15 protein-coding genes are annotated in these 21,893 nt (G+C 65.5%); 7 read left to right on the forward strand and 8 right to left on the reverse strand.

Going from position 1 to position 21,893, the window contains the following annotated elements; all coding sequences use genetic code 11:
• Positions 1–172 precede the first annotated feature (172 nt).
• Together KIH79_RS05705 and KIH79_RS05710 are read left to right on the forward strand one after the other, a co-directional pair.
• Entirely contained in the window at positions 173–2,962 is a 2,790-nt protein-coding gene (locus KIH79_RS05705; RefSeq protein ID WP_219058524.1) for a glycoside hydrolase family 2 protein, read from the forward strand.
• 76 nt (positions 2,963–3,038) lie between these two features.
• On the forward strand, positions 3,039–4,811 hold the full coding sequence (locus KIH79_RS05710; RefSeq protein ID WP_219058525.1) for a DUF2264 domain-containing protein: 1,773 nt from the start codon (positions 3,039–3,041) through the stop codon (positions 4,809–4,811).
• A gap of 55 nt (positions 4,812–4,866) precedes the next feature.
• On the opposite strand, the gene KIH79_RS05715 is transcribed toward KIH79_RS05710, so the two are convergent.
• Together KIH79_RS05715 and KIH79_RS05720 are read right to left on the reverse strand one after the other, a co-directional pair.
• Positions 4,867–6,042 (reverse strand): beta/alpha barrel domain-containing protein, encoded by a 1,176-nt coding sequence (locus KIH79_RS05715; protein ID WP_219058526.1) that lies wholly within the window; start codon positions 6,040–6,042, stop codon positions 4,867–4,869.
• Positions 6,043–6,144: 102 nt separating this feature from the next.
• The gene (locus KIH79_RS05720) at positions 6,145–7,380 is read right to left on the reverse strand and encodes a CPBP family intramembrane glutamic endopeptidase (protein WP_219058527.1); all 1,236 of its coding nucleotides are present in this window, start codon (positions 7,378–7,380) and stop codon (positions 6,145–6,147) included.
• A gap of 126 nt (positions 7,381–7,506) precedes the next feature.
• Here KIH79_RS05720 and KIH79_RS05725 point away from each other — a divergent pair, with 126 nt between their 5' ends.
• Positions 7,507–8,238: a response regulator transcription factor gene (locus tag KIH79_RS05725; protein ID WP_219058528.1), complete on the forward strand. Its 732-nt coding sequence runs from the start codon at positions 7,507–7,509 to the stop codon at positions 8,236–8,238.
• On the opposite strand, the gene KIH79_RS05730 is transcribed toward KIH79_RS05725, so the two are convergent.
• From KIH79_RS05730 to KIH79_RS12840, 3 genes are read right to left on the reverse strand one after another with little or no spacing between them, the layout of a single operon-like run.
• The gene (locus KIH79_RS05730; RefSeq protein WP_219058529.1) at positions 8,235–8,792 is read right to left on the reverse strand and encodes a hypothetical protein; all 558 of its coding nucleotides are present in this window, start codon (positions 8,790–8,792) and stop codon (positions 8,235–8,237) included. The genes KIH79_RS05725 and KIH79_RS05730 overlap by 4 nt on opposite strands.
• Positions 8,722–9,705, reverse strand: a complete 984-nt coding sequence (locus tag KIH79_RS05735) for a hypothetical protein (RefSeq protein WP_219058530.1) — start codon at positions 9,703–9,705, stop codon at positions 8,722–8,724. Before KIH79_RS05735 ends, KIH79_RS05730 begins: the two co-directional genes overlap by 71 nt.
• Positions 9,702–10,493, reverse strand: a complete 792-nt coding sequence (locus KIH79_RS12840; protein WP_219058531.1) for a DUF805 domain-containing protein — start codon at positions 10,491–10,493, stop codon at positions 9,702–9,704. Before KIH79_RS12840 ends, KIH79_RS05735 begins: the two co-directional genes overlap by 4 nt.
• A 179-nt stretch (positions 10,494–10,672) precedes the next feature.
• On the opposite strand from KIH79_RS12840, the gene KIH79_RS05745 reads away from it, so the two are divergent.
• From KIH79_RS05745 to KIH79_RS05760, 4 genes are all read left to right on the forward strand, one after another.
• Positions 10,673–11,371: a PH domain-containing protein gene (locus tag KIH79_RS05745; RefSeq protein WP_219058532.1), complete on the forward strand. Its 699-nt coding sequence runs from the start codon at positions 10,673–10,675 to the stop codon at positions 11,369–11,371.
• A complete protein-coding gene (locus tag KIH79_RS05750; protein ID WP_219058533.1) occupies positions 11,371–13,230 on the forward strand; it encodes a PH domain-containing protein in 1,860 nt (619 codons plus the stop codon). The genes KIH79_RS05745 and KIH79_RS05750 overlap by 1 nt, the downstream gene beginning before the upstream one ends.
• Positions 13,231–13,276: 46 nt before the next feature.
• Positions 13,277–14,233: an EamA family transporter gene (locus KIH79_RS05755; protein ID WP_219058534.1), complete on the forward strand. Its 957-nt coding sequence runs from the start codon at positions 13,277–13,279 to the stop codon at positions 14,231–14,233.
• Positions 14,234–14,468: 235 nt separating this feature from the next.
• Entirely contained in the window at positions 14,469–15,317 is an 849-nt protein-coding gene (locus tag KIH79_RS05760) for a hypothetical protein (RefSeq protein WP_219058535.1), read from the forward strand.
• Positions 15,318–15,922: 605 nt separating this feature from the next.
• Here KIH79_RS05760 and KIH79_RS05765 read toward each other — a convergent pair.
• The 3 genes from KIH79_RS05765 to KIH79_RS05775 all read right to left on the reverse strand — a co-directional run bounded on the left by KIH79_RS05765 (position 15,923) and on the right by KIH79_RS05775 (position 21,697).
• Entirely contained in the window at positions 15,923–17,608 is a 1,686-nt protein-coding gene (locus KIH79_RS05765) for an MFS transporter (RefSeq protein ID WP_236023644.1), read from the reverse strand.
• Positions 17,609–17,795: 187 nt separating this feature from the next.
• Entirely contained in the window at positions 17,796–20,183 is a 2,388-nt protein-coding gene (locus KIH79_RS05770) for an alpha-L-arabinofuranosidase C-terminal domain-containing protein (RefSeq protein WP_219058536.1), read from the reverse strand.
• A 149-nt stretch (positions 20,184–20,332) separates the two neighbouring features.
• Entirely contained in the window at positions 20,333–21,697 is a 1,365-nt protein-coding gene (locus KIH79_RS05775; RefSeq protein ID WP_219058552.1) for a glycoside hydrolase family 27 protein, read from the reverse strand.
• Positions 21,698–21,893: the final 196 nt, after the last annotated feature.

Genomic DNA, 21,893 nt, shown 5'->3' on the forward strand with positions numbered 1-21,893 from the left:
TCCGGCGGTTCGCCGATAGCATTCAGGGGATTCTTCCGTAGCACGGAAGAATCCTTTTTTTATTGCCTTCAGTCTGTCATCTGAACAACATGTGAAGAGCCCGTCATCCGCAAGGCGACCCGCGTACAATAATCGGATGTATATCGATACATATAACGAAGGGGTTCATTCAATGACGCACATCATTCCGCTCGCGCAGACCGAAACCAGCCGTTATCGGGTTCATGACGCGGGAAAAACCGCGACGCTCAACCACGGGCCGGAACGCACGGTCGTCGACCTCGCCGACCTCGGCTGGCGATTCACCTGCGGGCACGGCAACGACGACATCCTTGAACCATCCATCGCCGCCGCACCTGACTGCGACGATTCGGACGCGGCCGGCTGGGAGCCCGTCACCCTCCCCCACACCTGGAACGCACTCGATACCAACGACGGCGTGCGCGGCAACATGAACCGCACGGTCGGCTGGTATCGCGCGCATCTACACGTCATTGCCGCCACCACGGACGCTGGCCGGGCCACCGTCATCAAGCCCACAACGATCGCCGCCTCCCCTGACCGCCGCACATATCTCGAGTTCGACGGCGTGAACTCAATCACCTCGCTGTACGTGAACGGCCGCGCGCTCGCCCCGCTCGGCTCCGATCCGCAGGACACGACCCGCGACACCGGAGACCCGGCACACCTCGGCGGCTACGCGATGTTCCGCTTCGACCTGACCGACGTGCTGCACGAGGGCGACAACGTGATCGCCGTGCGCGTCGACAACCGCCGCGACCTGCGCGTCGCCCCGCTGTTCGCCGACTTCAACTTCTACGGCGGCATCTATCGCCCGGCGAGACTCATCCAGACCGCCGACGTGCATCTCGCGCTCGACGACCACGGCGCGTCCGGACTGCGCGTCGTCACGCCGAACGCGGGTCGCAGCGAGTCGATCGAACGGCCCGAGCACCTCGGCCTGACCGAAGTCCATGCGAACGTCGTCAATGATTCCGACCGATTGCGTCGCATGCTCGTGGCCACGTCCATCGTTGACCGGGACGGACGCATCGTGGCCGGCGACACGACGAACGTCGAAATCGCACCGCACGCAAGCACGCCCGTCGATCGTGCGGTCGAGATCGTGAATCCCCACCTGTGGGAGCCGATCGACTACTCGCACAACGCCGACAACAGCGACATCGCCTACCAGTACAACGTTCGCATGACGCTCATCGATGCGGACGCCGCACCCCACCCCAGCGCAGCCGACACCGGCACGACCGACACGCCCACGCTCGACTCGGTCAGCGAGAAGGTCGGCTACCGCTGGTTCCACGTGAGTCAGAACGACGGGTTCTTCATCAACGGCCGGTCGCACCCGCTGCGCGGCGTCACGCGGCATCAGGACCGCGAGGGGCTCGGCAACGCGCTGCACGACGCGCAACATCTCGAGGATTTCACGCTCATACTCGAGATGGGCGTGAACTACCTGCGCCTCGCGCACTACCCGCACGCGAACTACTTCTACGACCTGTGCGACGCGAATGGCGTGATCGTGTGGGCGGAGATCCCGTTCATCGACTGGGTGGGCGAGGACGAGCGCTTCGCGGACGTGACCAAGGAGCAGCTGGTCGAACTGATCCGCCAGCAGGGCAACCGCCCGTCGATCTGCTTCTGGGGACTGCAGAACGAGGTCGGCAACCACAACACCGCGAACCAGTGGATCGCGATGCCGCAGCTGTCGCGCGAATTGAACGATCTCGCGCACGCGGAGGACGCGACCCGCTACACCACGCAGGCCGCCGATCAGGACGAGACCGCCAGCGAGCGCGACGACTGGGCGAGCGACATCATCTCGTGGAACATGTATCCCGGCTGGTATTCGCAGCCCGGTTTCGGCGCGCTCATCGAGCAGAAGCGTTCGATCGAACGCCGCCCGCTGGGCCTGTCGGAGTACGGCACGGGCGCGAGCGTCGACCAGCACGAGCTGCATCCGAACGCGCATAAGACGCGTCCGAACAGCTACTGGCAGCCCGAGGAATACCAGTCACTGCAGCACGAGGAGGCGCTGGCGTACATCAACACACACAACTGGCTGTGGTCGACGTCGCTGTGGAACATGTTCGATTTCGGCGTAGATCACCGGCCGAGCGAGGCGGGACGGTTCGAAATCAACAACAAGGGTCTTGTGACGTGGAACCGGCGGGTGAAGAAGGACGCGTTCTACCTGCACAAGGCGAACTGGAACCGGCTCGATCCGTTCGTGTACATCGCGTCGCGGCGGTACACGGCGCGCGCGGAGGGACCGAGCACGGTGCGCGTGTATTCGAATCTCGACCGCGTGTGGCTGCGCGTCGCGCATGACGGCGGCGCGCAGGTCGCGTACGATGCGGTCGCGCAGGGCAACGGCGTGTTCACCGTGGACGGGCTGCTGGACGAGCCGGGCACGTACACGATCTGGGCGTACGGCGCGTACGACGACGGCACTGCCGTCACGACCGGCGCGCACGATGCAGCCGGCGCAACTGACACGCACGATGACGCAGCCGGTGCGCCCGACGACGCGACGGTCTGGGCCGATCAGGTGATCTGGACGCGGCTGGCGGACGACGATCGCGTGAACGGCGGGCAGTCGGCCAAGACGCTGATCGACGCGGCCGACAGCGGTGCCGTCGACGGCGACGCGGCCGGCGCCGACGGCCGTGCGCGCGTCACCGGCACGGTGATCCCGTGGTCGCTGTGGGCCCGCCCGGACAGCGGTTTCGCGCTCGACCGCGAGAACCGCCGCATGATCGCCGAGCGTCCGCTGCACGACATCACGCCCGAACAGTGGCGCGCCGCATTCTCCTTCAACGGCTCCGGCACGATCGACTTCTACGCGACGCTGCCGACCGGCCTGACCCCGGCCGACAAGGCCGTCGTCACCGCGCCGGACGGCACGCAGACCGTGTTCACCGTCGAAGAACACGCCGACTGAACACGCCGACTGAACGCGGACCGCAGCTCCCATCCACATCATCCGCAACACCATCATCCAGAAATCAGGCATACCAATGAGTCCCCGCCAACTGCGCATCACCGTCGACGATTTCAGCACCCGCGATCGTGCGTGCGCCGTGCTCAAACGCATCATCGACCCGGTCAAACCGTTCTACTCGCCTTCCGGCGCACGTCTCGACATCGGTTCGACCAGCACCTGGTACGAGAACGACACCATTCCCATGGAGGCGTTCTCGCGCGTACTGTGGGGGCTCACCCCGTTCTGGGCCGGCGGCGGCCGCGACGCCGACTTCGAGCGCATCGTGCGCGACGGCCTGACCGCCGGCACCGACCCGAACCATCCCGACTACTGGCATCCCTGCCACGACTACGACCAGAAGTTCTGCGAAATGGCGTCGATCGCGTTCGGCATGCTGTTCGCGCCCGCGCAGGTGTGGGATCCGCTCGGCGACGAGGCGAAACGCAACCTCGCCGACTGGCTCAACGAGATCAACCGTCACCGTTGCCTGTCCAGCAACTGGACGTTCTTCCGCATCATCGCCAACGTGGCGCTGCTCAAGCGTGGCATGCCGTATGATGCCGCGAAACTCAAGGCCGGAGTCGAGTTCATCAACAGTCTGTACGACCGCGGCGGTTGGTATTCGGACGGCGCGAACGGCGACAAGGACTACTACAATCCGTTCGTATTGGTGACGTTCGGCGTGCTCTATGCGCTGTTCATGGCCGACGAGGATCCGGACAACGCGCGCCGGTTCCGCGAACGCGCCTACGAGTTCGGCCGCGACTACATCCACTGGTTCTCGCCCGACGGCCCCGCCCCCGCATTCGGCCGTTCGCAGACCTACCGGTTCGCGCAAGTCGCGTTCTTCTCCGCGTGCGCTGTCGCCGGCATCGACGTGTTCCCGCTGCCGGTGCTCAAGGGCATCATCGCCCGGCATCTGGCGGATTGGCTGAACCGCCCGATTTTCGACAATGCGGGCGTACTCACCATCGGCTACGGATACCCGAACCTGCGCATGCAGGAGTCGTACAACGCGCCGGGCTCGCCGTATTGGGGGCTCGAGGCGTTCCTGTTCCTCGCGCTGCCGGCCGATCACGAGTTCTGGCGGGTGCCGGCCGCGCCGATGCCGCAGCTGGAGCCGCGTCATTACAGTGAGGCGACGCACACGATCGTCCAACGCGGGTCGGACGGCGACGTGGTGCTGCTGACGCCGGGGCTGGTCGGCGCGGACCGTCGCGCGCACGATATCGACAAGTATTCGAAGTTCGCGTATTCGAGCGCGTTCGGGTTCTCGGTGGCGCATTCGATGATGAACGTGCGCGAGAACGCGCCCGACAGCATGCTTGCATTCCGCATCGACGGATTCGTGTACTGCAAGGGCGTCGCCGAGCTGCTGCGCGCGGATTCCCGCGGGTTTGCGATTCGCTGGTCGCCGTGCCGCGGCGTGCGGGTCGAAACGACGGTGGAAGCGACCGAACACGGTCACGTGCGCACGCATCGGATCATGTCGGACGTGGACTGCACCGCATACGACTGCGGTTTTGCGGTGAACAACGACGATCTGCGGCGGCCGACGCGGGCGGTTGGGGGATTGAATGCGCGGTGCGATTGCGACGGGCTGTTCTGCAGCGCCGCCGCGCTGACGGACGGTCCGGACGACCGTGACGGCGCGGACAACGCGGATCCGCAGCCGAAACCGCTGATCATCGAAGCGGATCCGAACACGAATCTGGTGCATCCGAAAACCGCCATCCCGGCGATCGAATACGTCATCACGGCAGGAAAGCCGGTCACCGTCCGCACGGCCTTCGACTACCTGCCGTAACGCCATAACGCTCCGATGCGCCGCTGCCGCCGCGGCGCACGTCACGCATCGGGATTCAGCGGGCGGCCTTGATCTTGCGGGCGAGGTCGGCGTCCCACATGGCACCGGTGGCGCTCATCACCGCGTCGGCACCGGCCGCGCGGTACGCGGCATAATCCTCGGGCGAGACCACGCCACCCAAACCGATGATCGTGTAGTCCAGTCCGAGCTTCTCGCGGATCGCGGCCAGACGGGCCACCATGTCGAGGCCGGCGCGGCGGATCGCACGGCCGCACACGCCGCTGCGGTCGCGGCCCGCGCCCGGCAGCGCCTGTTCGCCGTTCGCGTCGACCAGTCGTGCGGAAATCGTGTTGATCGCGGAGAACGCCTGCACCGTGCCACGCTCGGCGGTTTCCTTCACCATGAACTCGAGCGCGGAATCGTCGACGATCGTGCGCTCCGGACCCCAGCCGCCGGTCACTTCGGTCGGCGGGATGTAGGCGAGCTTGATCGCGAGCGCGCGGTCGCCGATCTCGTTCTTCACGGCCTCGGTGATGCGCCCGACCAGCGCCGGATCGTGGCACAGCAGACGGTTGTGGCCCTCGTTCGGGCAGCTCGTGTTCATGACCATCAGGTCGGCGCCGGTTTCGGTGACAAGCCGCGCGGTGGCGACATGGTCGGCGATGTAGTCGTCGGTGGTCATGCCTTCCGTACGCGAGCCCTGGAAGCTCGGGATGAGCAGCTGGCCCGGACCTGCGGCGGCGATGGCGCGCTTCATGTCGGGCTGCCATTCGTCCGGGTCGCGCGAGGGCACGCCGAACGAGTTGGAAATGGAGATCGGCTGCTCGTAGCGGGTGTCGGCGAGCACGCCCTCGTCGAGTTCGGCACTGCCGGGGATGAGCGAGCCGTCGGCGGATTGCGGATGCACGGCGAGCACGTTCGGGAACGGGTTGCAGCCCCACGCGCGCGAGCGCACGGTCTTGTAGGTGGCAAGGTCGAAGCCGGCGCGGAACGCGGCCGTGGTGAACCGCTCGTTGAGCAGCGGGCCGGCGGGGATGCCGAACGGCAGGTTGACCTGGTGACCGAGGAAGTCGACGGCCGACTCGTCGGCAACCGCACCGGCGGCGTCCGCACTGGCGGCGGTCCCGTCCGCGTCCGCCGCAAGCGCCGCGGCGAACGCGCCGAACGGGCCCTTCGCGTAATTGTCGTCGTAGCTCAGGTTCACATCGTAGAACGGTTCGAAATCGCTCATGGCACTCCCAACGTCAGGCAAACAGCATGCGGAAAATCGGTCCATTCCACTGTAAGACAAGCCGTCCTCCGCACACGCCCAGACCGGCCGCCGATCACGCGATCATGCCGCGCCGGCCATCGCCATCGCGAACGAAACAAGCGCAATCAGCACGTTCAGGATCACCAGCGTGAGGAACAGGCCGGACGTCCAGCCCCAGTACGTGCCGGGCGCGGACCGGTTGACGCGCACGTACTCGCGCAATCCCCAGCCGTACTTGAGCAGCACCCAGATCAGGCCGCCCACGCCGACGATCACCAAACACACCGCGTACACGACGTTGCCCGTATCTCCGAACCGGTCGGCGATCGCACTGAACACGCCGCCGATGACCGCATTGTTGAACACGTGCAACACGATCGACCACACCAGCGAATACTCCATCGCGACGAACGCGAAGATCAGACCGCACGCGAACGCGAACAAGCCCTGCACCACGTCGTCGTGGAACAGCGCGAACATGAGCGACGAGGTGAGGATCGCGAAATTCCTGCCGAGCGGCTTGAGCTCCTTCATCACCACTCCGCGGAACACGAGTTCCTCGATGACCGGCCCGATCAGGCCGATGTACAGCCACATGCTCACCGTGACGGCCGACTCCTCGATGCCCTCCGACGTGGGTGACGCGAGCGGCGTGTCGAGCGCGGCAAACGCGACCTGGATCACAATGGACACGCCCTGCACGCCGACCAGCATCGCGGCGAACGCAAGCAGCCACGCGGGGCGCATCGCGGCATGCGGCTCGCGCGGGTCGCCGGTCCAGAACGCGCGCGTGAGGATCGTGCGATGACGCATGAGCAGCATGAACGCGAAGCCGACCGCGACGGCCAGAATGTACAGCGCGCCGGTCCATTGCACGGTCTGCCGGGCGATCTCCTGCTCGAACTGGGACAGTTCCTGCTCGGAGAACATGCCGGACATAGCTTGCGAACCGTAACGGGACGTGGCGGCGGCGAGGCCGATCACCATGCCCGCGATCAGGCTTGTGGCGGTGAATATGGCCTGATACGCGAGCGCGAGGCCGGCGACGCGGCCGACGGTTTTGCGCAGGGTGCGGCGGCGGACCGTTTCCGGGTCGACCGGCGGCTGCGGCGGGTAGGCGTAGGGGTATGGCTGGTACTGCTGATACGACGACTGAGCTTGGTATTGCGGCTGTTGATACTGCGGCTGTTGCGGATACGGCGGATACGATTGCGGTTGCTGCGACTGCTGGGATTGTGCGGACGGTTGCGACCGCGTCGGCTGCGACGGTGCGCCGGAATCCGGCTGATGCTGGGGCTGAGGTTCGTTGGTGCTCATGCCGTTCAGGCTACCCGTCGTTGCTGAACGAATCGTGACGATATCCACACATGTCTACCAGCGAACGTTCATGACCCGTCCAAGCAATGACGGCAAGACGAACCCCGAACAATTAGGATGGGATTCATGGTCGAAACACAAGGGTCCGCACGCGTGCCGGTGACGGTGGCAGCGGTGGACAACGATCGCATGGCGCTGCTGGCATTGAAGGGGATCATGCCGCAGCTGCTGCCGGAATCGAGATGGCTGTGGGGCGTGGAAACCGCGGACGAGGCGGTGCACAGGACGCTCGATCCGGATACGCGGCCGCAGGTGCTGTTGGTGGACATGTCGCTTGGAGACGCGACCGGCGTGAGCGTATGCCGTATGATCCGGCAGCGCACCAACCGGGTGGCGCTGCTCGCCATCACCGCGTTTCCGACGGACGCGTATGCACGTCGCGCTGCCAAGGCGGGTGCGCAGGGCATCGTATCGAAGGCGGACATTCCGCAGTTGGCGAAGGCGCTGCGTACGGTGGCGACCGGCGGAACCTTTGCCCCGCCGCAGTTCGCAGGCATGTTCCGCGCCGCCGATGCGGCGGTCGTCGTGACGGGAACCGCGGCCGCTTCAACCGTGCCCGAAGCGGCCATCACGCCCGGCACCGAGACCGATGTCGATGCCAACACCGGGAACCGCCCCAAGCTTGGCGCCAAAGAGTCCGAAACCCTGCATTTGCTGTCGCAGGGCCTCAGCTACGACGAGATCGCCTCGCGTTGGGGCGTGGCCGCTTCGACCGTGCGCACGCACGCGCACCGGGCGGTCGACAAGCTCGGCGCCCATTCCCTCGCCCACGCCATCGCGATCTGGTTAAGTCGCTAGTTGGCCACAATCGGAATTTCAGCGTCGATCGTCCACGCGCCATCCTGCGCACTGGCATGCAACGTGCCGCCAAACGCCTCGATGGACGCGCGATGAAGACTAAGACCGCTGCCATGCCGGTGACCATGGGTCAAGGAATCGGATTCGTCCGCGAGCACGTTGACCTCGTTGATGCGAATACGCCGATCGTCGATAGTGACGAACAAGTGGTATGCCGGATCCGCCCGCATCGCGCAGTGCCGCACCAGATTCGCATAGATTTCCTCCAGAAGGTTCATCGTCGCTCTTCTCACGGCTGGCGACACCGTCTTCGAGCCCGTACACCGCACTTGGGACGTACCCCGAATGCCCAGCATGGCCATCGTGCGATCCTGATCTTCGACGTACTTTTCCAGTTGCGCTTCGAACGGAGATTCCATGCCCTCTTCATGCGCGGCAATTCCTTCGGACAAATCCGGATTAGTCACCGGTTCCCGCGTGCCGTTAAGCACGTCGATCACCTCGTGCACGCGGTCGAGCGCATGGTGCGACCGTTCGTAGATGGTGTCGAGCATCGCGTCGAGATCCCCGGAGCCGGCAATGCCCGAAACGGCTGGAACGGCTGGGACGCCCGACGAATCCGCGGAATCGTCCGTCGCCTTGGCGCGGTTTTCGGATGTCATCGAAGTCTGCCGCAACCGCGGCCTTCGCCCGCCACGCGAGCATGGCGATGGTGGACATGTCGTTGGCCACCGAATCGTGGATCATGTGCGCGAGCTCCTGTTCGCGCGTGATGCGGCGCAACAGCCGTTCGCTGCGCGCGGCCCGCTCGTTCGCGTCGGCGGTGCGCCGGAACGCCGCGCCGAACGTGACGAGAAACCCGACGATCATCAGGTCGAGCACGAACGTGAACACGAGCACGATGACCGAATACTGCGGCAGCGCGGCTGCAATGGCTTGTTTGCGAGCCGCGGCGCCGCCCGTCGCTGCATCGTCGGCGACGATGTCGTTGATCGCGCCGATGACGCCGCGGATCGCGCGGCCGCCGATCGAATTGGTGCCGGCGAACGAGAAACCGATCGCGTCGATCATCGCGTAGCCGAATACCGCCGCGACCGCACCCCACCGCGGCAGCAGATAGCCGACGGCGAGGAACGCGGTCATGATCGCCGTGCCACCGCTGGTCCACCAGCCCTGTCCTGGCAAAAACGAGCATCCCACGACAGCGGCCAGCAGCACGAGCGCGCACGGCACGCCGCGCATGAACGGGATCGCCGCGATGAGTCCCAGCCACGCGAGCGCGAGCAGCATCTGCACCGGCGAATCGGGCGGCATGACGATCAGTTCGAGCACGATCAGCACGCAGCCGAACATCGTGTTTTTCTCCAGAAAGTGCGGCTCGCGCCACCACGCGCGCCAACCGACGAGCGGATTGCCGTCGCGCAAATCGTCGTCATGCGGACGGTTGCAGTCAGCCGGACCGGTCATCGCGCCTCCTCGCGGGCCGTATCGGACACCGCTGGCGGCCGGTCGAATCGCGCGCCGCGCGAGTCGCTGGGCAGAATCATGAGCAGCACCGACGCGAGCAAGGCCAGCAACAGCATGCCGAGCATGGTCAGCGTGGCCACGACGGTCACCTGCAGCGAACCGTCGTCACCCCCGGCGTATCCGTCGATCATGCCGCCGACGAACAGCACCGCGAAAAACGCCGCGAACGCGCCGAGCTGCAGCGCGGTGGGCAGAATCACCCACCATCCGCGCAGGTTCTCGTCGTGCAGCCGGCGCACGGACAGCGACAGGTCAGGCAGAAACAGCAGCAGCCAGCAGACGAGCTGCGCCACGGTTCCCGCGTCGTCCCAGACCGCGGTCCCGACGCCGGCCCACAGCATGGCGACGCTTGCGATCGCGATGCAGACCGCCTGCACGAGCATGCCGAACAGCCACGCCCACCAGTATTCGCCGCGCGACGCGCGCCCGTGGAACACGAACGTCTTGCGGAACATCCGCACGGTCGCCGCGCGGAAACCGATCCCGTACCACGGCTCCCACAGCGCGGGACGACGCGCGTCCGACGCCGTTGCCCCGACCCGTTGCGACTGGGCGTACGTCACGTACGGATTCGCCGCGTACGGACCAGTGCCGTACGGATCGCCGGACACCGAATCGCCGGACACCGGATCGCCGGACAGTGCCGTCGACGACTCAGACGACGTCGACGATGCAGATAACGACGCCGGCGAACGTTTCTCCGGCGGGAACATGTTGGACTCGGTCACGGGATCTCCCTTGCTCACGGTCTCCACTCAACCGCATTCCCGCCGATTTGTCCAGTCCACCTCGTCCCCTAGTCAACAAGCGTGTACCCAATCGTCGCAGCCGCATCCGCTTCGTCTAGAGTGAAGGCATCGTAACCGTACGTCAACCGTGCGCACGCGCATCCGCAGAAGGGGAACTCATGGACGACACCGCATCGCCGAAACCAATCATCGACACCGGCGCACCACCGCAAACGACCGCCCTATCCGCAGCATCCAACATCCCGGCAACCGCGGCTCCGCCCGTCGCCGAACCGGCGAGGCCCGCATCAACGGCGCCCATACCGATGCCATCCGAACCGGCAACGCCCGAACCGCCGAGGCACGATCCCTCACAGTCCGTCCCGTGGAACCACACGAACGAGTGGCGCAAGCTGCCCGAACGCATGGACCAGGTCTGGATGATCGGCGAGGCGGTCAGCTGCGCATGCTGGCTCGCCGGATGCGCGGTCGCGGCGGCGATCTGCTGGTTCAACGGCTGGTGGCATTTCTGGCAGCCGCTCGTCATCGGTTTGGTCGGCGCGGGCGCGATCCTCAGTCTCGCGTCGCAGCCGCTGCAGACGCGCTACCGCTACGCGTTCAACCGCTTCATGATCGGCGACCGCTATCTGCGCATCCGAGACGGCTGGCTGTTCCGCACAACCACGACGATCCCGTACAACCGCGTGCAGCACGTGGACACCGAGCAAGGCCCGATCCTGCGCCGGTTCGGTCTGACGACCATCAGCGTGCACACCGCCGTCGGCGAGCACAAGATCGAATCGCTCGAAACGGCCGAGGCGGAACGTGTGACGGCGCTTATCGCCGAACGCGTCGCCGTCGCGAAGGAGGACTTGTGATGTGCACGACTGAGACGAACGATCCAGCACATCCCGGCCGTCACGATGACGGATGGCGCATGCTGCATCCGGCTGCGCTGATCATGGGCGTCGCCGGCTCGGTCAAGTCGGCGATCGGCGTGCTGCTCGCCGTCGTCGGCTACCGGATCATCCGCAACGGCTGGTCCGACTGGATTTTCGCTGGCGCCGTCGTGCTGGCATTGGCGCTGTTCGTCGTGCCGGCCGTCACCGAATGGCTGACCACGCGCTACCGGCTGGGAGCGGACGCGCTGGAGCTGCGTACGGGCCTGTTCTCGCGCAAACACCGCACGATCGGATACGGCGCGATCCACACGATCGACAGCGCGTCGCCGATGTACCTGCAGCCGTTCGGCGTGACGCGGCTGACGATCACGGCGGCCGGATCGGACGCAAACATCACGCTCGACGCGGTGCCGGTCGCGCTGCAGCTCGAGCTGGAGTCGCTGCGCGCGGCCAGCGCATCGGCACCGGCATCCGCCGCGCAGTCGCCCGCATCGGCGGCACCCGCAGCAACGGCATCACCATCAACGGCATCGGCATCAACGGCATCGGCATCGCAAACCCCGGCGTCACGTAAGCCGACCGACAACGACATCCCCGCGCGCGACGGCATCCCTCGCATCTCAGCGTTCTCCGACCGGCCGGTATTCCGCGCGTCCGTGCGCGACATCATCCTGTTTGCCGTCACCAACATCGGCGCGCTCACCGCCGCACTGGCGATGTACGCGTTCTTCGACCAAATCCATGACCTGATCCCGCGCGACTGGATGCGTTCGGCCACGCGGTCGGTCGACGCGATCGTCGCGCGCGGGGCCCTGTCGATCGCACTGTTCGCGGCGGCGTGCGTCGTTGTGGTCATGGCCGTGAGCGTCGTTGCGGCGATGCTGCGGTTCTACGGGTTCGAAGTGTGGCGTCGCGGCGACGACCTGGTGATCGTGCGCGGTCTGTTCACACGCCGCACGTCCACGCTGCCGGTCAGCCGCATTCAGACGATCGTGATCCGCCAGTCACTGCTGCGCCGGCCGTTCCGGCTGTGCTCGGTCAGTCTCGGCCTGAGCGCGTCGACGAACTCCGGCGACGACGATGCGTCCGGTTCCGATGCGTCGGACATCCTGCCGGTCGTGGGCACGCGCCGCGTGACCGCGATCCTGCGCGCGATGCTACCGGAGTGGGATGTGCGCGACGATCTGCCGATGCGTCGCACCGGCCGCGGCCTGACGCGGTATTACGTGACATTACCGATCACGTGCGGGCTGCTGACCGTCGCCGGGACGGTCGGGGTGATGCTGACGTACGGCTGGACGGGCCGATGGTGGGCATGGCCGGTGACGGCGATCGTAACGCTGGCCGCCGCGCTGTGGACGGTCTGCGATTGGCTGCGCGCTCGGGTCGAGGGGTATGCGCTGCCGGGCGAGATGACGGACAGGAAGACGAACGACGCGCGCGACATTGCGGGCAACGTTACCGGCGGCACAGCACAGCCGCAGGGCAAGACGACGATTCCCCTCATCAACGACTGCGTCCGATCGGCGAATCCTGCGGCCTCCGCGGTTTCCGCTGGCGGGACCGCCGATGCGAAAACGCTGGAGAGCGCCCCGGCCATGACACTTCCCCACCGCATCGTGGCGACCGGAACGCGCGGTCTAAGCCGGTACATGATGGTCACCCGCCGGTCACGCGTGCAGTCCGTGTCGCGCACATCGGCGCTGTGGCGCGAGCCGCGCGGCATCGAAACCCTGCGAATGCCGCTGTTCGTCACCAATGACATCGACGAACTGCGGTTCCGCTTCCTGCGTACCGCCGACGCCGATCGGCTGGCGGCGTGGGCGGAGGCGTGAACGCCAACGCCGATTGACAAGCTCGCCGCCGCGGTATCATCGTCCGGTGAGCAACGAGCAGCATCAGCAGAACGCAAGCAACACCATCGGCGCCGGCCGCGACCAAGTGACGCAAACCCCGAAGGGCGTCGCGGCGACACTGTTCGCGGCCTTCTTCTACGGCATGTTTCCGCTGTACTGGGCGGCGCTGGCAAGCGTGCCGTCCATGAACGTGATGCTGTACCGCATCCTCACGGCGGCCATCGTCATGCTGCTGTTCATGTTCGCGTCCGGCCGGTGGGCGAGGTTCGTGCGGAGCGTACGCGCCATGTGGCGCACGCAGCGTATTTTCTGGATGGCAACAGCTGCAGCCGTGCTCGTCACGGTGAACTGGGTGGTCTACATCTATCTCGTCTCGATCGGACGCACGTCGGAGGCGAGCGCCGCGAACTTCCTCCTGCCGATCATCAACATGCTGCTCGCGCTTGTGCTGCTGCGGGAACGCACCACGCGGCTCGGCATCGTGTCCATGCTCGTCGCGCTGGCGGGCGCGGCGCTGTACGTCGTCGACACCGGGCACGTCCCGGGCGTGGCCATGCTCATGACGTTCAGCTACAGCGGCTACTGCCTGATCAAACGGTTCGTGCCGCTTGATCCGTTCGAATCATTGACGTTCGAAACCGGCGTGCTCTCGCCGATCGCGTTCGCGGCGCTCGCCGCGCAGCCGCGGTTCGGCGTGCCGGCGGGCGAACCGTGGTGGGTGTGGGCGCTGCTCGCCGGCTGTGGCCTGCTCACCGTGATCCCGCTCGTGCTCACGTCGTACGGCGTCAAGCACGCGGCGTTTCTGCTGCTGAGCTTCACCCAATACATCACGCCGACCATTCAGCTCATTCTCGGCATTCTGGTGTTGGGCGAACGGGTGCCCGCACACCGGTTCGTCTCATTCTCGGTGATCTGGCTCGCGCTCGCGATCTACACCTTCGATCTCGCCCGGCAGCGTCATCTGCCCCGTTCGGGCAAATAGGCCGCCATGTCCATGGATCGGAACAAGGCCGTGGCGCTGACCATGGGAACCGGAGCGAGTTATGCACAATCCAGACAGACCATGTGGATAGCGCGTTTTTCTCCACATATCCACAATCATCCGGCAAGCGCTGGCATCACCAGTCATGTTCCTCTACAGTCAAATCATGAACGGGAACGGTTCCTATGCACTGACATCCTTGTCAGAACTCAAGTATCGACGTATGCGGACCTGCATGCAGGCGCAACGCCGTACGCGCAACAAACTCGTTTTTGCGATGTCAACGGCATTGGATCTGCTGTCCGTGGAACAGCCGCGCATGTCCGGCATCAACGCGGATGATCTCGTCGCCTGCGTGAGGAAAGCGGGAGACCGTCCACGGCTGAGGGACGTGCGCTTTGTGGTGTGGGAGGGCCCTTTGGCAACGGTAGAGGTGGAACGCCTCACCTGCGTGGATCCCGTTCATACCTGGATGATGATGGCCTCGCGCCTCGCTCTTGAGGAATTGGTGGTACTCGGCGATTCCATGATGAGAAGGGATTTGCGGCTGCGACGAGCAGGCTTGGACGACTTCGAATCGGCTCTGCAGCGATTCAGGGAATGGAAAGCCGAATATCCCGCCGAGCGAAGATTGCCCCGAGGCTTCAATAACTGCGTGAAAGCGTTGCGTCTGATGAGGGAACGAACGGACTCGTCCATGGAGACGCGGACACGGTTGACGCTGATGCGGTACGGATTGCCATGCCCGGAAGTCAACCATGCCATTCAGGATCCGCAAACCAGCAGGACGCTGCTACTTGACATGGCGTTCCCGCAATGGCGGGTTGCGGTTGAATATGATGGCAGGCATCATGCCTCCCAATGGTTGACCGACAGCAATCGTCGCAAACGCATCGAAGACGCTGGATGGTCGTACGTCCAAGTCACCAGTCTTGATCTCGGCGCCAAAGACAGCGAAGAGGCCCTCGCCCGACGGGTGGCAGCGCGCATTGCGGACAAATCGGGCCACTTGCTGAAGATATCCGCATGCCGGTCGATCGCCCGCTGCGCTGACGGCCGATCGTTTCGTTATCTTCCCGGCTGAAATCTTCGGCAACGGGTTTCAACCGGTTCATCGAGCAGACCGATTGGCGATTGCTGATCATGGTGTCGCCGGAGCCACCCGACATGCGATGCCGTGGCTGAGAGACAAAACAGCATTGCGTTGTGCAGATGGGACAGGCCTATGGACAGCCATGCCCGCGCTTGTTGATCCGCAACGATATCCTCCGAAAAACGGCGGCGAGCCCATCACGTTCTTTTGTCGGCCCCATTGTTATCGTCTATCTGCGTTCACTGCGGTACTTTTCCGGTCGAGCGAACATCCATCTTCGTTGAGTGTGGTGGGTCATCAAGGACATTACGAGTACCGACGCTGCCAATCCGCCATTTTTCGGCCTTTGTATTCGTTGATGGTACACAGACGTACCACACTCGACGAAGATAGATGTCCGCATGATCGAAAAAGTACCGCACTCAACCCAGATAGATGGATTATGGATGGATTTAAGGATGAGTCATGCACGAGTCCATACGCCGGACGCCGTCATCTGCCAGAAAGAGGGCGCCGTCATCCATTCAGTCGAATGAGGGTTGCGCCTTCCGCTCTGCCGCACGTCACTCGCACCGCCCACGTGCCGCCCACGCCGCTCAACGCCAGCACCGCTCGTAGGGCAGGCCGGTGAGCGATTCGACGACGCGTCGGGTTTCGGGCGTCACGTCGGCCTTACTGCCGCCGTTGCGCAGACGGGTGATTTCGGCGAGCACGATGCCGTCGGTGCGCTTGTCGATGGTCAGACGCGAGGAAATGATCCAGCACACGATCATGGCGAACGCGAACCATCCGAGCAGCACCGCACCGAGGCCGATGCGGGCCGCCGGCGTCTGGGCGGCGCGCGTCGCATCAAAGCCCACGAACGAGAGCACCGCGCCCACCGCGATGGTCGCCAGTCCCGAGCACAGCTGGCGGAACGAGGACTGAATGCCGGAGAACGTGGCGGAACGGTACCGTCCGGTCACGATCTGATCCACGTCGGCGATGTACGGGAACACGGCCCACGGCAGGTATCCGCACAGCGATTTGAACGCGAAGAACCACACCGCGCCGGCCACGGCGAACACGGTCCACCACGTTCCCGGCAAGCTCACGTCGCCCGATCCCGCGCCGGCCCCCGGAGCCAGCATCCACGCGACAAACAGCCACGCCAGCCCGCTCAGGCATCCGGCGAAGTTGATCGCATACATGCGGCGTGGCCCGAGCTTGGTCATGCCGAGCCCGAACAACGGCATGAGCGGCAGCGAGATCGCAAGGCATCCGAGCAGCAGCGAGGCGAACGCGGCCGTGTGGTTCCAGTTGTAGACCACGAAGAACACGAACGTCTGCCCGAACACGTCCATCGAGACCTGCACGAGCAGGTAGATCGCCAAATGCTTGCGGAACACGGAGACGCGCAGCGTGGTCGCGTATTCGCGCAGCACCTTGAGCGCGCGCCGCCACCAGCCGGCCAGCCCGATATGCCCGTCGCGGATCTCACCGCGCGCGTACGCCCCGAATCCGGCTTCCTCCGGCGTCATTTCCCACGTGAACCGCCATGCGCCGAACACGGCGAGCGCGAACAGCACGGTGGTGGTGATGGTGAATGCCATGTACCCGTCGGGCTTGGTTTCGCCGAATACGGCCAGAACGGCGCTGCCGGCGAGCGGGATGAGCGTGCCCGCGCCGGTGGAGATGAACAGGCGCGTGGTGGACAGTTTGGTGCGCCCGTTGAAATCGGGCGTCATTTCGCCGGGCAGCGGATTGTATCCGGTGGCGAACGACTGGCCGAGCACGACCCACAGCGCGTAGGTCGCGAAGTACACGCCGACCGGCAGTCCGGGGATCCACAGCAGCACGCCGGTGAGGATGAGCGGCGACGTGACGAGCAGCATGAGCCGGCGCCGTCCGAACCGCCGGCCGATCGGATAGCGGTAGAGGTTGTCGTCGAAGACGCCGAACAGGAGTGCGGCGAACGCGCTGATGATGGCGCTCAGGCCGACCACGGTCTGTGCGGTGCCGATGTCCATGCCGCAGAAGCGGGTCCAGAACAGCGTCAGGTAGGTGGCGCAGACGGTGAGCTGTCCGCCGCCGTAGAAGTCGCCGATGCCGAAACCGATGGCCTGCCGCATGGTGATTTTGCGCGGACCGGGCGTGGCGACGGCGGCGGCGAGCGCCTTGCTGCCGCCGCTGCCAGCGCCCGTCTTGTCGTTGACGGTCGCGTCGAAGACGTCGGCGCTGGTGTCCATTGCGATGTCGATGGTTGTGCCGTAGACGTCGGCTGCGTCGGTCGGGGCGGACAACGGTGGTGCTCCTTGGTCGGGTCGGATGCGGTTGGTCGGATGCGGTTGGCCAGAGACGTCCGGTTTGGACGTCTTCGACCGAATGCCGGCTTCGGCATGACAAAAGGGAGGCATGCGCAACCCATGTATCGCGTGGGCGGCGCATGCGCTCCCTTCAGTCTAGTCTCGGCTGATGCCGCGGAGGAATTCAGCGGATGACGAGCGTGGTGAACGACCAGGCCGGCGCCGTGTACGTGCCGGACGCGAGGTCCGCCTCGTGGGCCGTCGGCCGGGTCGGCGATTCGGCGCCCTTGTCGCCCGCGTACGGATCGTCGCCGGTGAGCACGTTGGCGGTCGCGTTCGCGCGCGCAGCCTCGCTCACGCCGAGTTCGTCGAGCACCTGCGTCAGGTCGACGTCCGCCGCCTCCGGCAGTGCGTTGACGATGCGGATGTAGTCGACGCCGGCCTCCTCGTCGCGCGAGACGGACACGGTGCGGCGCGGTTCGTCGGGCACTTCGCGGCCTTCGGCGACGACTTCGCCGTTGATCGTGAGCTTCATCGTCTCGCCGCGATCGGCGACGTCGACGCGTACGTCCCACACGGTGCCGGGACGCACGGCGTCCATCGACACTTCGGTGCCGGCGATGTTGTAGCCGGCGCCGTCGCGGATGAGGCCGAGGCCGAAGCCGCGGCCGAGCGACGTGCGGTTGTGGTTCTTGCCCGCAAGGTCGCCGGAGACGATGTTGACGCCCCACATGCCCTCGTGGTAGGTGACTTTGGCGCGGATCGTGTACGCGTCCGCGTGGAGGTCCACGCCGAGGTCGATCGGGCCGTTGCCGCGGTAGGAGACGTCCGGCAGGTCGACGCGCTGGCCGTCGGCGGTTTCGATGGAGAACTCGCTGAAGTCGGCGTGCGCGCCGCCGTCGATCTTGACGCCGATCGTGTCCGGCAGTTTGCGTCGGAACGCGGTCGTGCCGTCGATCGCGACCGGCCATGCGGTGTCGGCCGTAGTGGTCGCGTACATCTGCTGCACCCAGTAGCTGTACGGGTGGTAGACGTGCTCGTTGTCGAAGTAGATGAGGTTCGGGTTCCAGCTGTCGTGGCCGTTCTTGCAGAACAGCGGCGCGTAGGACGCCATGTGCACGACGTCGCCGTTCAATTCCATGCGGCCCATGAACGCGGCTTCGGACAGGCCGTTGATGAGGCCGGTGCCCCACGAGCCGTATTCGCCGAGGTAGACCTTCGGGCCCTGGCGGTCGGCGTCGTCGTAGTGGTCGAGGTTGTGGAACCACCAGCTCGGCGCCTGATAGGAGTGCTCGTCGACGATCGGAATGCCGGCTTCGCGCGCGTACGCCCAGCCCTGCTCGTAGTCCTGACCGCTCGGCGCGGGGCCGACGGTGCCGACGACGGTGATTTCAGGGTGCGCGGCCTTGACCACGTCGAAGATCTGCTGGAAGCGGTTCTTGAACACGTCGTCGATGAGGTCCTCGTTGCCGATGCCGAGGTATTCGAGGCCGAACGGCTCCGGATGGCCCATTTCGGCGCGCTTGGCGGCCCATGCGTTGGTGGCCGGGTCGGCGTTGCAGAAGTCGATGAGGCCGAGCACCTCGTCGATGTAGGCGGGCATGTCCTCCTGCGCGACCGGCACCGGGCCTTGGCTCGTGTTCTGGCAGCTCGCGCCGGCCGGCAGTACGGGCAGGGGCTTCGCACCGATGGTTTCGCACAGGCGGAAGTACTCGTAGAAGCCGATGCGGAACGACTGGTGGTAGCCCCACACGTTGAAGTTGTGCGGGCGGTGCTCCACGTCGCCGATGGTGCGATCCCAGTGGTACATGTTGCTCATGCCGAGGCCGTGCGTGATGCAGCCTCCGGGGAAGCGCATGAAGCGCGGGTGCAGTTCGTCGAGCGCCTTCACCAGATCCGGACGGAAGTGTTCGAGGCCCTTGTACGTGGTGCGCGGCTCGCACGAGACGAAGTCCACGTCGACGACGCCGGGCTGGTCGAACGCGACGCGCAGCATGCCCTGCGACGCGACGACCGGCTTGTCGCCGGCGTCGTCGGACGCGTCGGCTTCCGGCACGGTCAGTTCGGCGTGCAGCCACGACCAGTCGCCGCCCGCGTACGATGCCGGCGCGGTCAGTTCAGCCGTGGCGAGCGGCGTGCCGTCGTCGCCGACGAGCGCGACGGTCAGCGGCAGTTCGCGGTCGTGCGCGCGCGTCCACACGCTGAAGTCGTACGTTTCGCCGGCGCGGAACACCATGCCGTCGAAGCCGATGTTTTCGAGCGCGACCGGACCGCCGTCGACCGAGCCGACCTCGACGACCGCATAGTGCGGGTTTTCGGTCGCGACCGGCGCGGCCTCGCGCACGCCGAACGCGGCGAACGAGCCGGCGGGCACGATCTTGCGCCACGCGGTGTAGTTGCTCCAGTCGTTCTTGTCGGCGCGGTTGTATTCGAACGCGCCGTTCTGCACGAGCTCGCTGTTGAGGCCGCCGTCGCCCGAATAGCTGATGTCCTCGAAGAAAATGCCCCACAGATCGGTGCTGACCTTGCGCACGCCCGCCTTGTCGAGCGTCGCGACGAGTTTGTCCGTCATGAAAAGTCTCCTTTGATGATTGATACAGGCTGCGTTATGGCAGCGGACGAAGAACGCGTGCGGCCGCCGTGCATCGGCAGGTGACAGCGTATTGGCATACGTCGAACCTGCTGATGTGCGGCGGACGCTCCGTTATTCGTTCGATGGGCTTACTTGCGATCAAGGGCGATCCAGAGAGCGCCGTGCGCCGGGATCGTGCCGGTGATGATGCGGTCCGCGCCTTCACCTTCGATGCGTACGTCGGCGGGCTTGCCGGGCGCGCCGGCGAACAGGTCGGTGAGCGTCCAGTCGTCGTCGCGCGCGTCGAGGCCGACGATGGACTGCAGCTGGATGTTGCCGCCGATCTCGAAGTCGTCGGAGCCGGTCCAGAACAGGGCCGCGTAGTGACCGCCGGCGTGCGCGGAGGGCGTGCCGTCGGCCCAGTCGGCCGCGTCGGCGGCCCACACGATGAATTCGCCGCGGTAGGAGTCGTCCTCCCACCAGTGCTTGAAGATGCGTTCGCGCACGGTTTCGCGGTTGTTGGTCGAGCCGGCGAGCACTTCGCGCAGGGCCGGATTGGCGAGCAGCGCGATCGTCTCGGGCGTGCTGGTCGGCAGGTCGCCGCCGACCATGAGCGGCGAGCGGCCCATGCACCACAGGGCGAGCAGCGTCTTCTGCTCGTCGAGCGTCAGACGGGACTGGCGGTCGTCGCCGCGCTCGGCGCGAAGGCCGATGTGGCCGAACGGCACCATGTCGGCGTCTGCCCAGTGACCGGTCGTCTGGAACGGAGCCCAGCGGGCGAGGCGCGCGAACTGCTGGTAGATGTCCTCCCAGCGGTCCCACAGGTCGTCGGAGATGCGCCACATCTGCGCGTTCTCGCGCAGGAAGTCGACGTAGCTGGTCGCGACCCAGCCGCCGGGAGAGAGGGACAGATCGATGGAACGGCCGTACTTGGCTTCGGCCTTGGCGATCGCACGGTGGTAGGCGGCGATCTCGTCGGAGTGGAACGGGGTCTGCATGTCGTCGACCTTGAGGAAGTCAAGCCCCCACGAGGCGAACAAGTCGAGCTGCGCGTCGTACCATGCCTGCGCGCCCGGATGCTTCTGGTTGAGGCCGTAGTTGTCGGGGTTCCACTTGCACACGTGTTCGAGGTCGACCACGTCCTTGGCGCCGTATTCGGTGCCGAGCACGGGCAGGTTCTTGTCGACGGCGATGCGCGGGATGCCGCGCATCATGTGCACGCCGAGCTTGAGACCCAGCTCGTGCACGGCGGCGGCGAGCGGGCCGAAGCCCTTGCCGTCGGCGGCGGACGGGAAGCGCACCGGATCGGGCAGCTGGCGGCCGTATTCGTCGAGGATGAGCGGCGCGTTGCTGTTGTAGCCGTGGGCGCGGGCGGTCGGGTCGTACCAGTCGATGTCGATGACCAGCGTGTCCCAGCCGGCGTCCTTGAGGTGTTCGGCCATGAACCGCGCGTTGGCGAGCACCTCCTCCTCGTTGACGGTGGTTCCGTAGGAATCCCAGCTGTTCCAGCCCATCGGCGGGCGCCATGCCTGAGGAAGATTCGCCATTGTGACCTGCTTTCGTCTGTGTAGTAAATCGCAAGCTAATATGTACCGATACATATTTTATCGGCAAATCTCAATACGACAACCGGCAAGCCTTTCGGAGAGTCGCCCAGCATTGCAACGTTCTGCGACACGCAACCATGATTTTACAAGCGGCGATTTTCTG

The sequence above is a fragment of the Bifidobacterium miconis genome (assembly GCF_019331735.1).
Taxonomy (GTDB): domain Bacteria; phylum Actinomycetota; class Actinomycetes; order Actinomycetales; family Bifidobacteriaceae; genus Bifidobacterium; species Bifidobacterium miconis.

Excerpts from the sequence above, each read along its gene's own strand:
- KIH79_RS05705 (WP_219058524.1), top strand. The coding sequence starts at position 173 with ATGACGCACATCATTCCGCTCGCGCAGACCGAAACCAGCCGTTATCGG.
- KIH79_RS05710 (WP_219058525.1), top strand. The coding sequence starts at position 3,039 with ATGAGTCCCCGCCAACTGCGCATCACCGTCGACGATTTCAGCACCCGC.
- KIH79_RS05715 (WP_219058526.1), bottom strand. The coding sequence starts at position 6,042 with ATGAGCGATTTCGAACCGTTCTACGATGTGAACCTGAGCTACGACGAC.
- KIH79_RS05720 (WP_219058527.1), bottom strand. The coding sequence starts at position 7,380 with ATGAGCACCAACGAACCTCAGCCCCAGCATCAGCCGGATTCCGGCGCA.
- KIH79_RS05725 (WP_219058528.1), top strand. The coding sequence starts at position 7,507 with ATGGTCGAAACACAAGGGTCCGCACGCGTGCCGGTGACGGTGGCAGCG.
- KIH79_RS05730 (WP_219058529.1), bottom strand. The coding sequence starts at position 8,792 with ATGCTCGACACCATCTACGAACGGTCGCACCATGCGCTCGACCGCGTG.
- KIH79_RS05735 (WP_219058530.1), bottom strand. The coding sequence starts at position 9,705 with ATGACCGGTCCGGCTGACTGCAACCGTCCGCATGACGACGATTTGCGC.
- KIH79_RS05745 (WP_219058532.1), top strand. The coding sequence starts at position 10,673 with ATGGACGACACCGCATCGCCGAAACCAATCATCGACACCGGCGCACCA.
- KIH79_RS05750 (WP_219058533.1), top strand. The coding sequence starts at position 11,371 with ATGTGCACGACTGAGACGAACGATCCAGCACATCCCGGCCGTCACGAT.
- KIH79_RS05760 (WP_219058535.1), top strand. The coding sequence starts at position 14,469 with ATGCAGGCGCAACGCCGTACGCGCAACAAACTCGTTTTTGCGATGTCA.
- KIH79_RS05770 (WP_219058536.1), bottom strand. The coding sequence starts at position 20,183 with ATGACGGACAAACTCGTCGCGACGCTCGACAAGGCGGGCGTGCGCAAG.
- KIH79_RS05775 (WP_219058552.1), bottom strand. The coding sequence starts at position 21,697 with ATGGGCTGGAACAGCTGGGATTCCTACGGAACCACCGTCAACGAGGAG.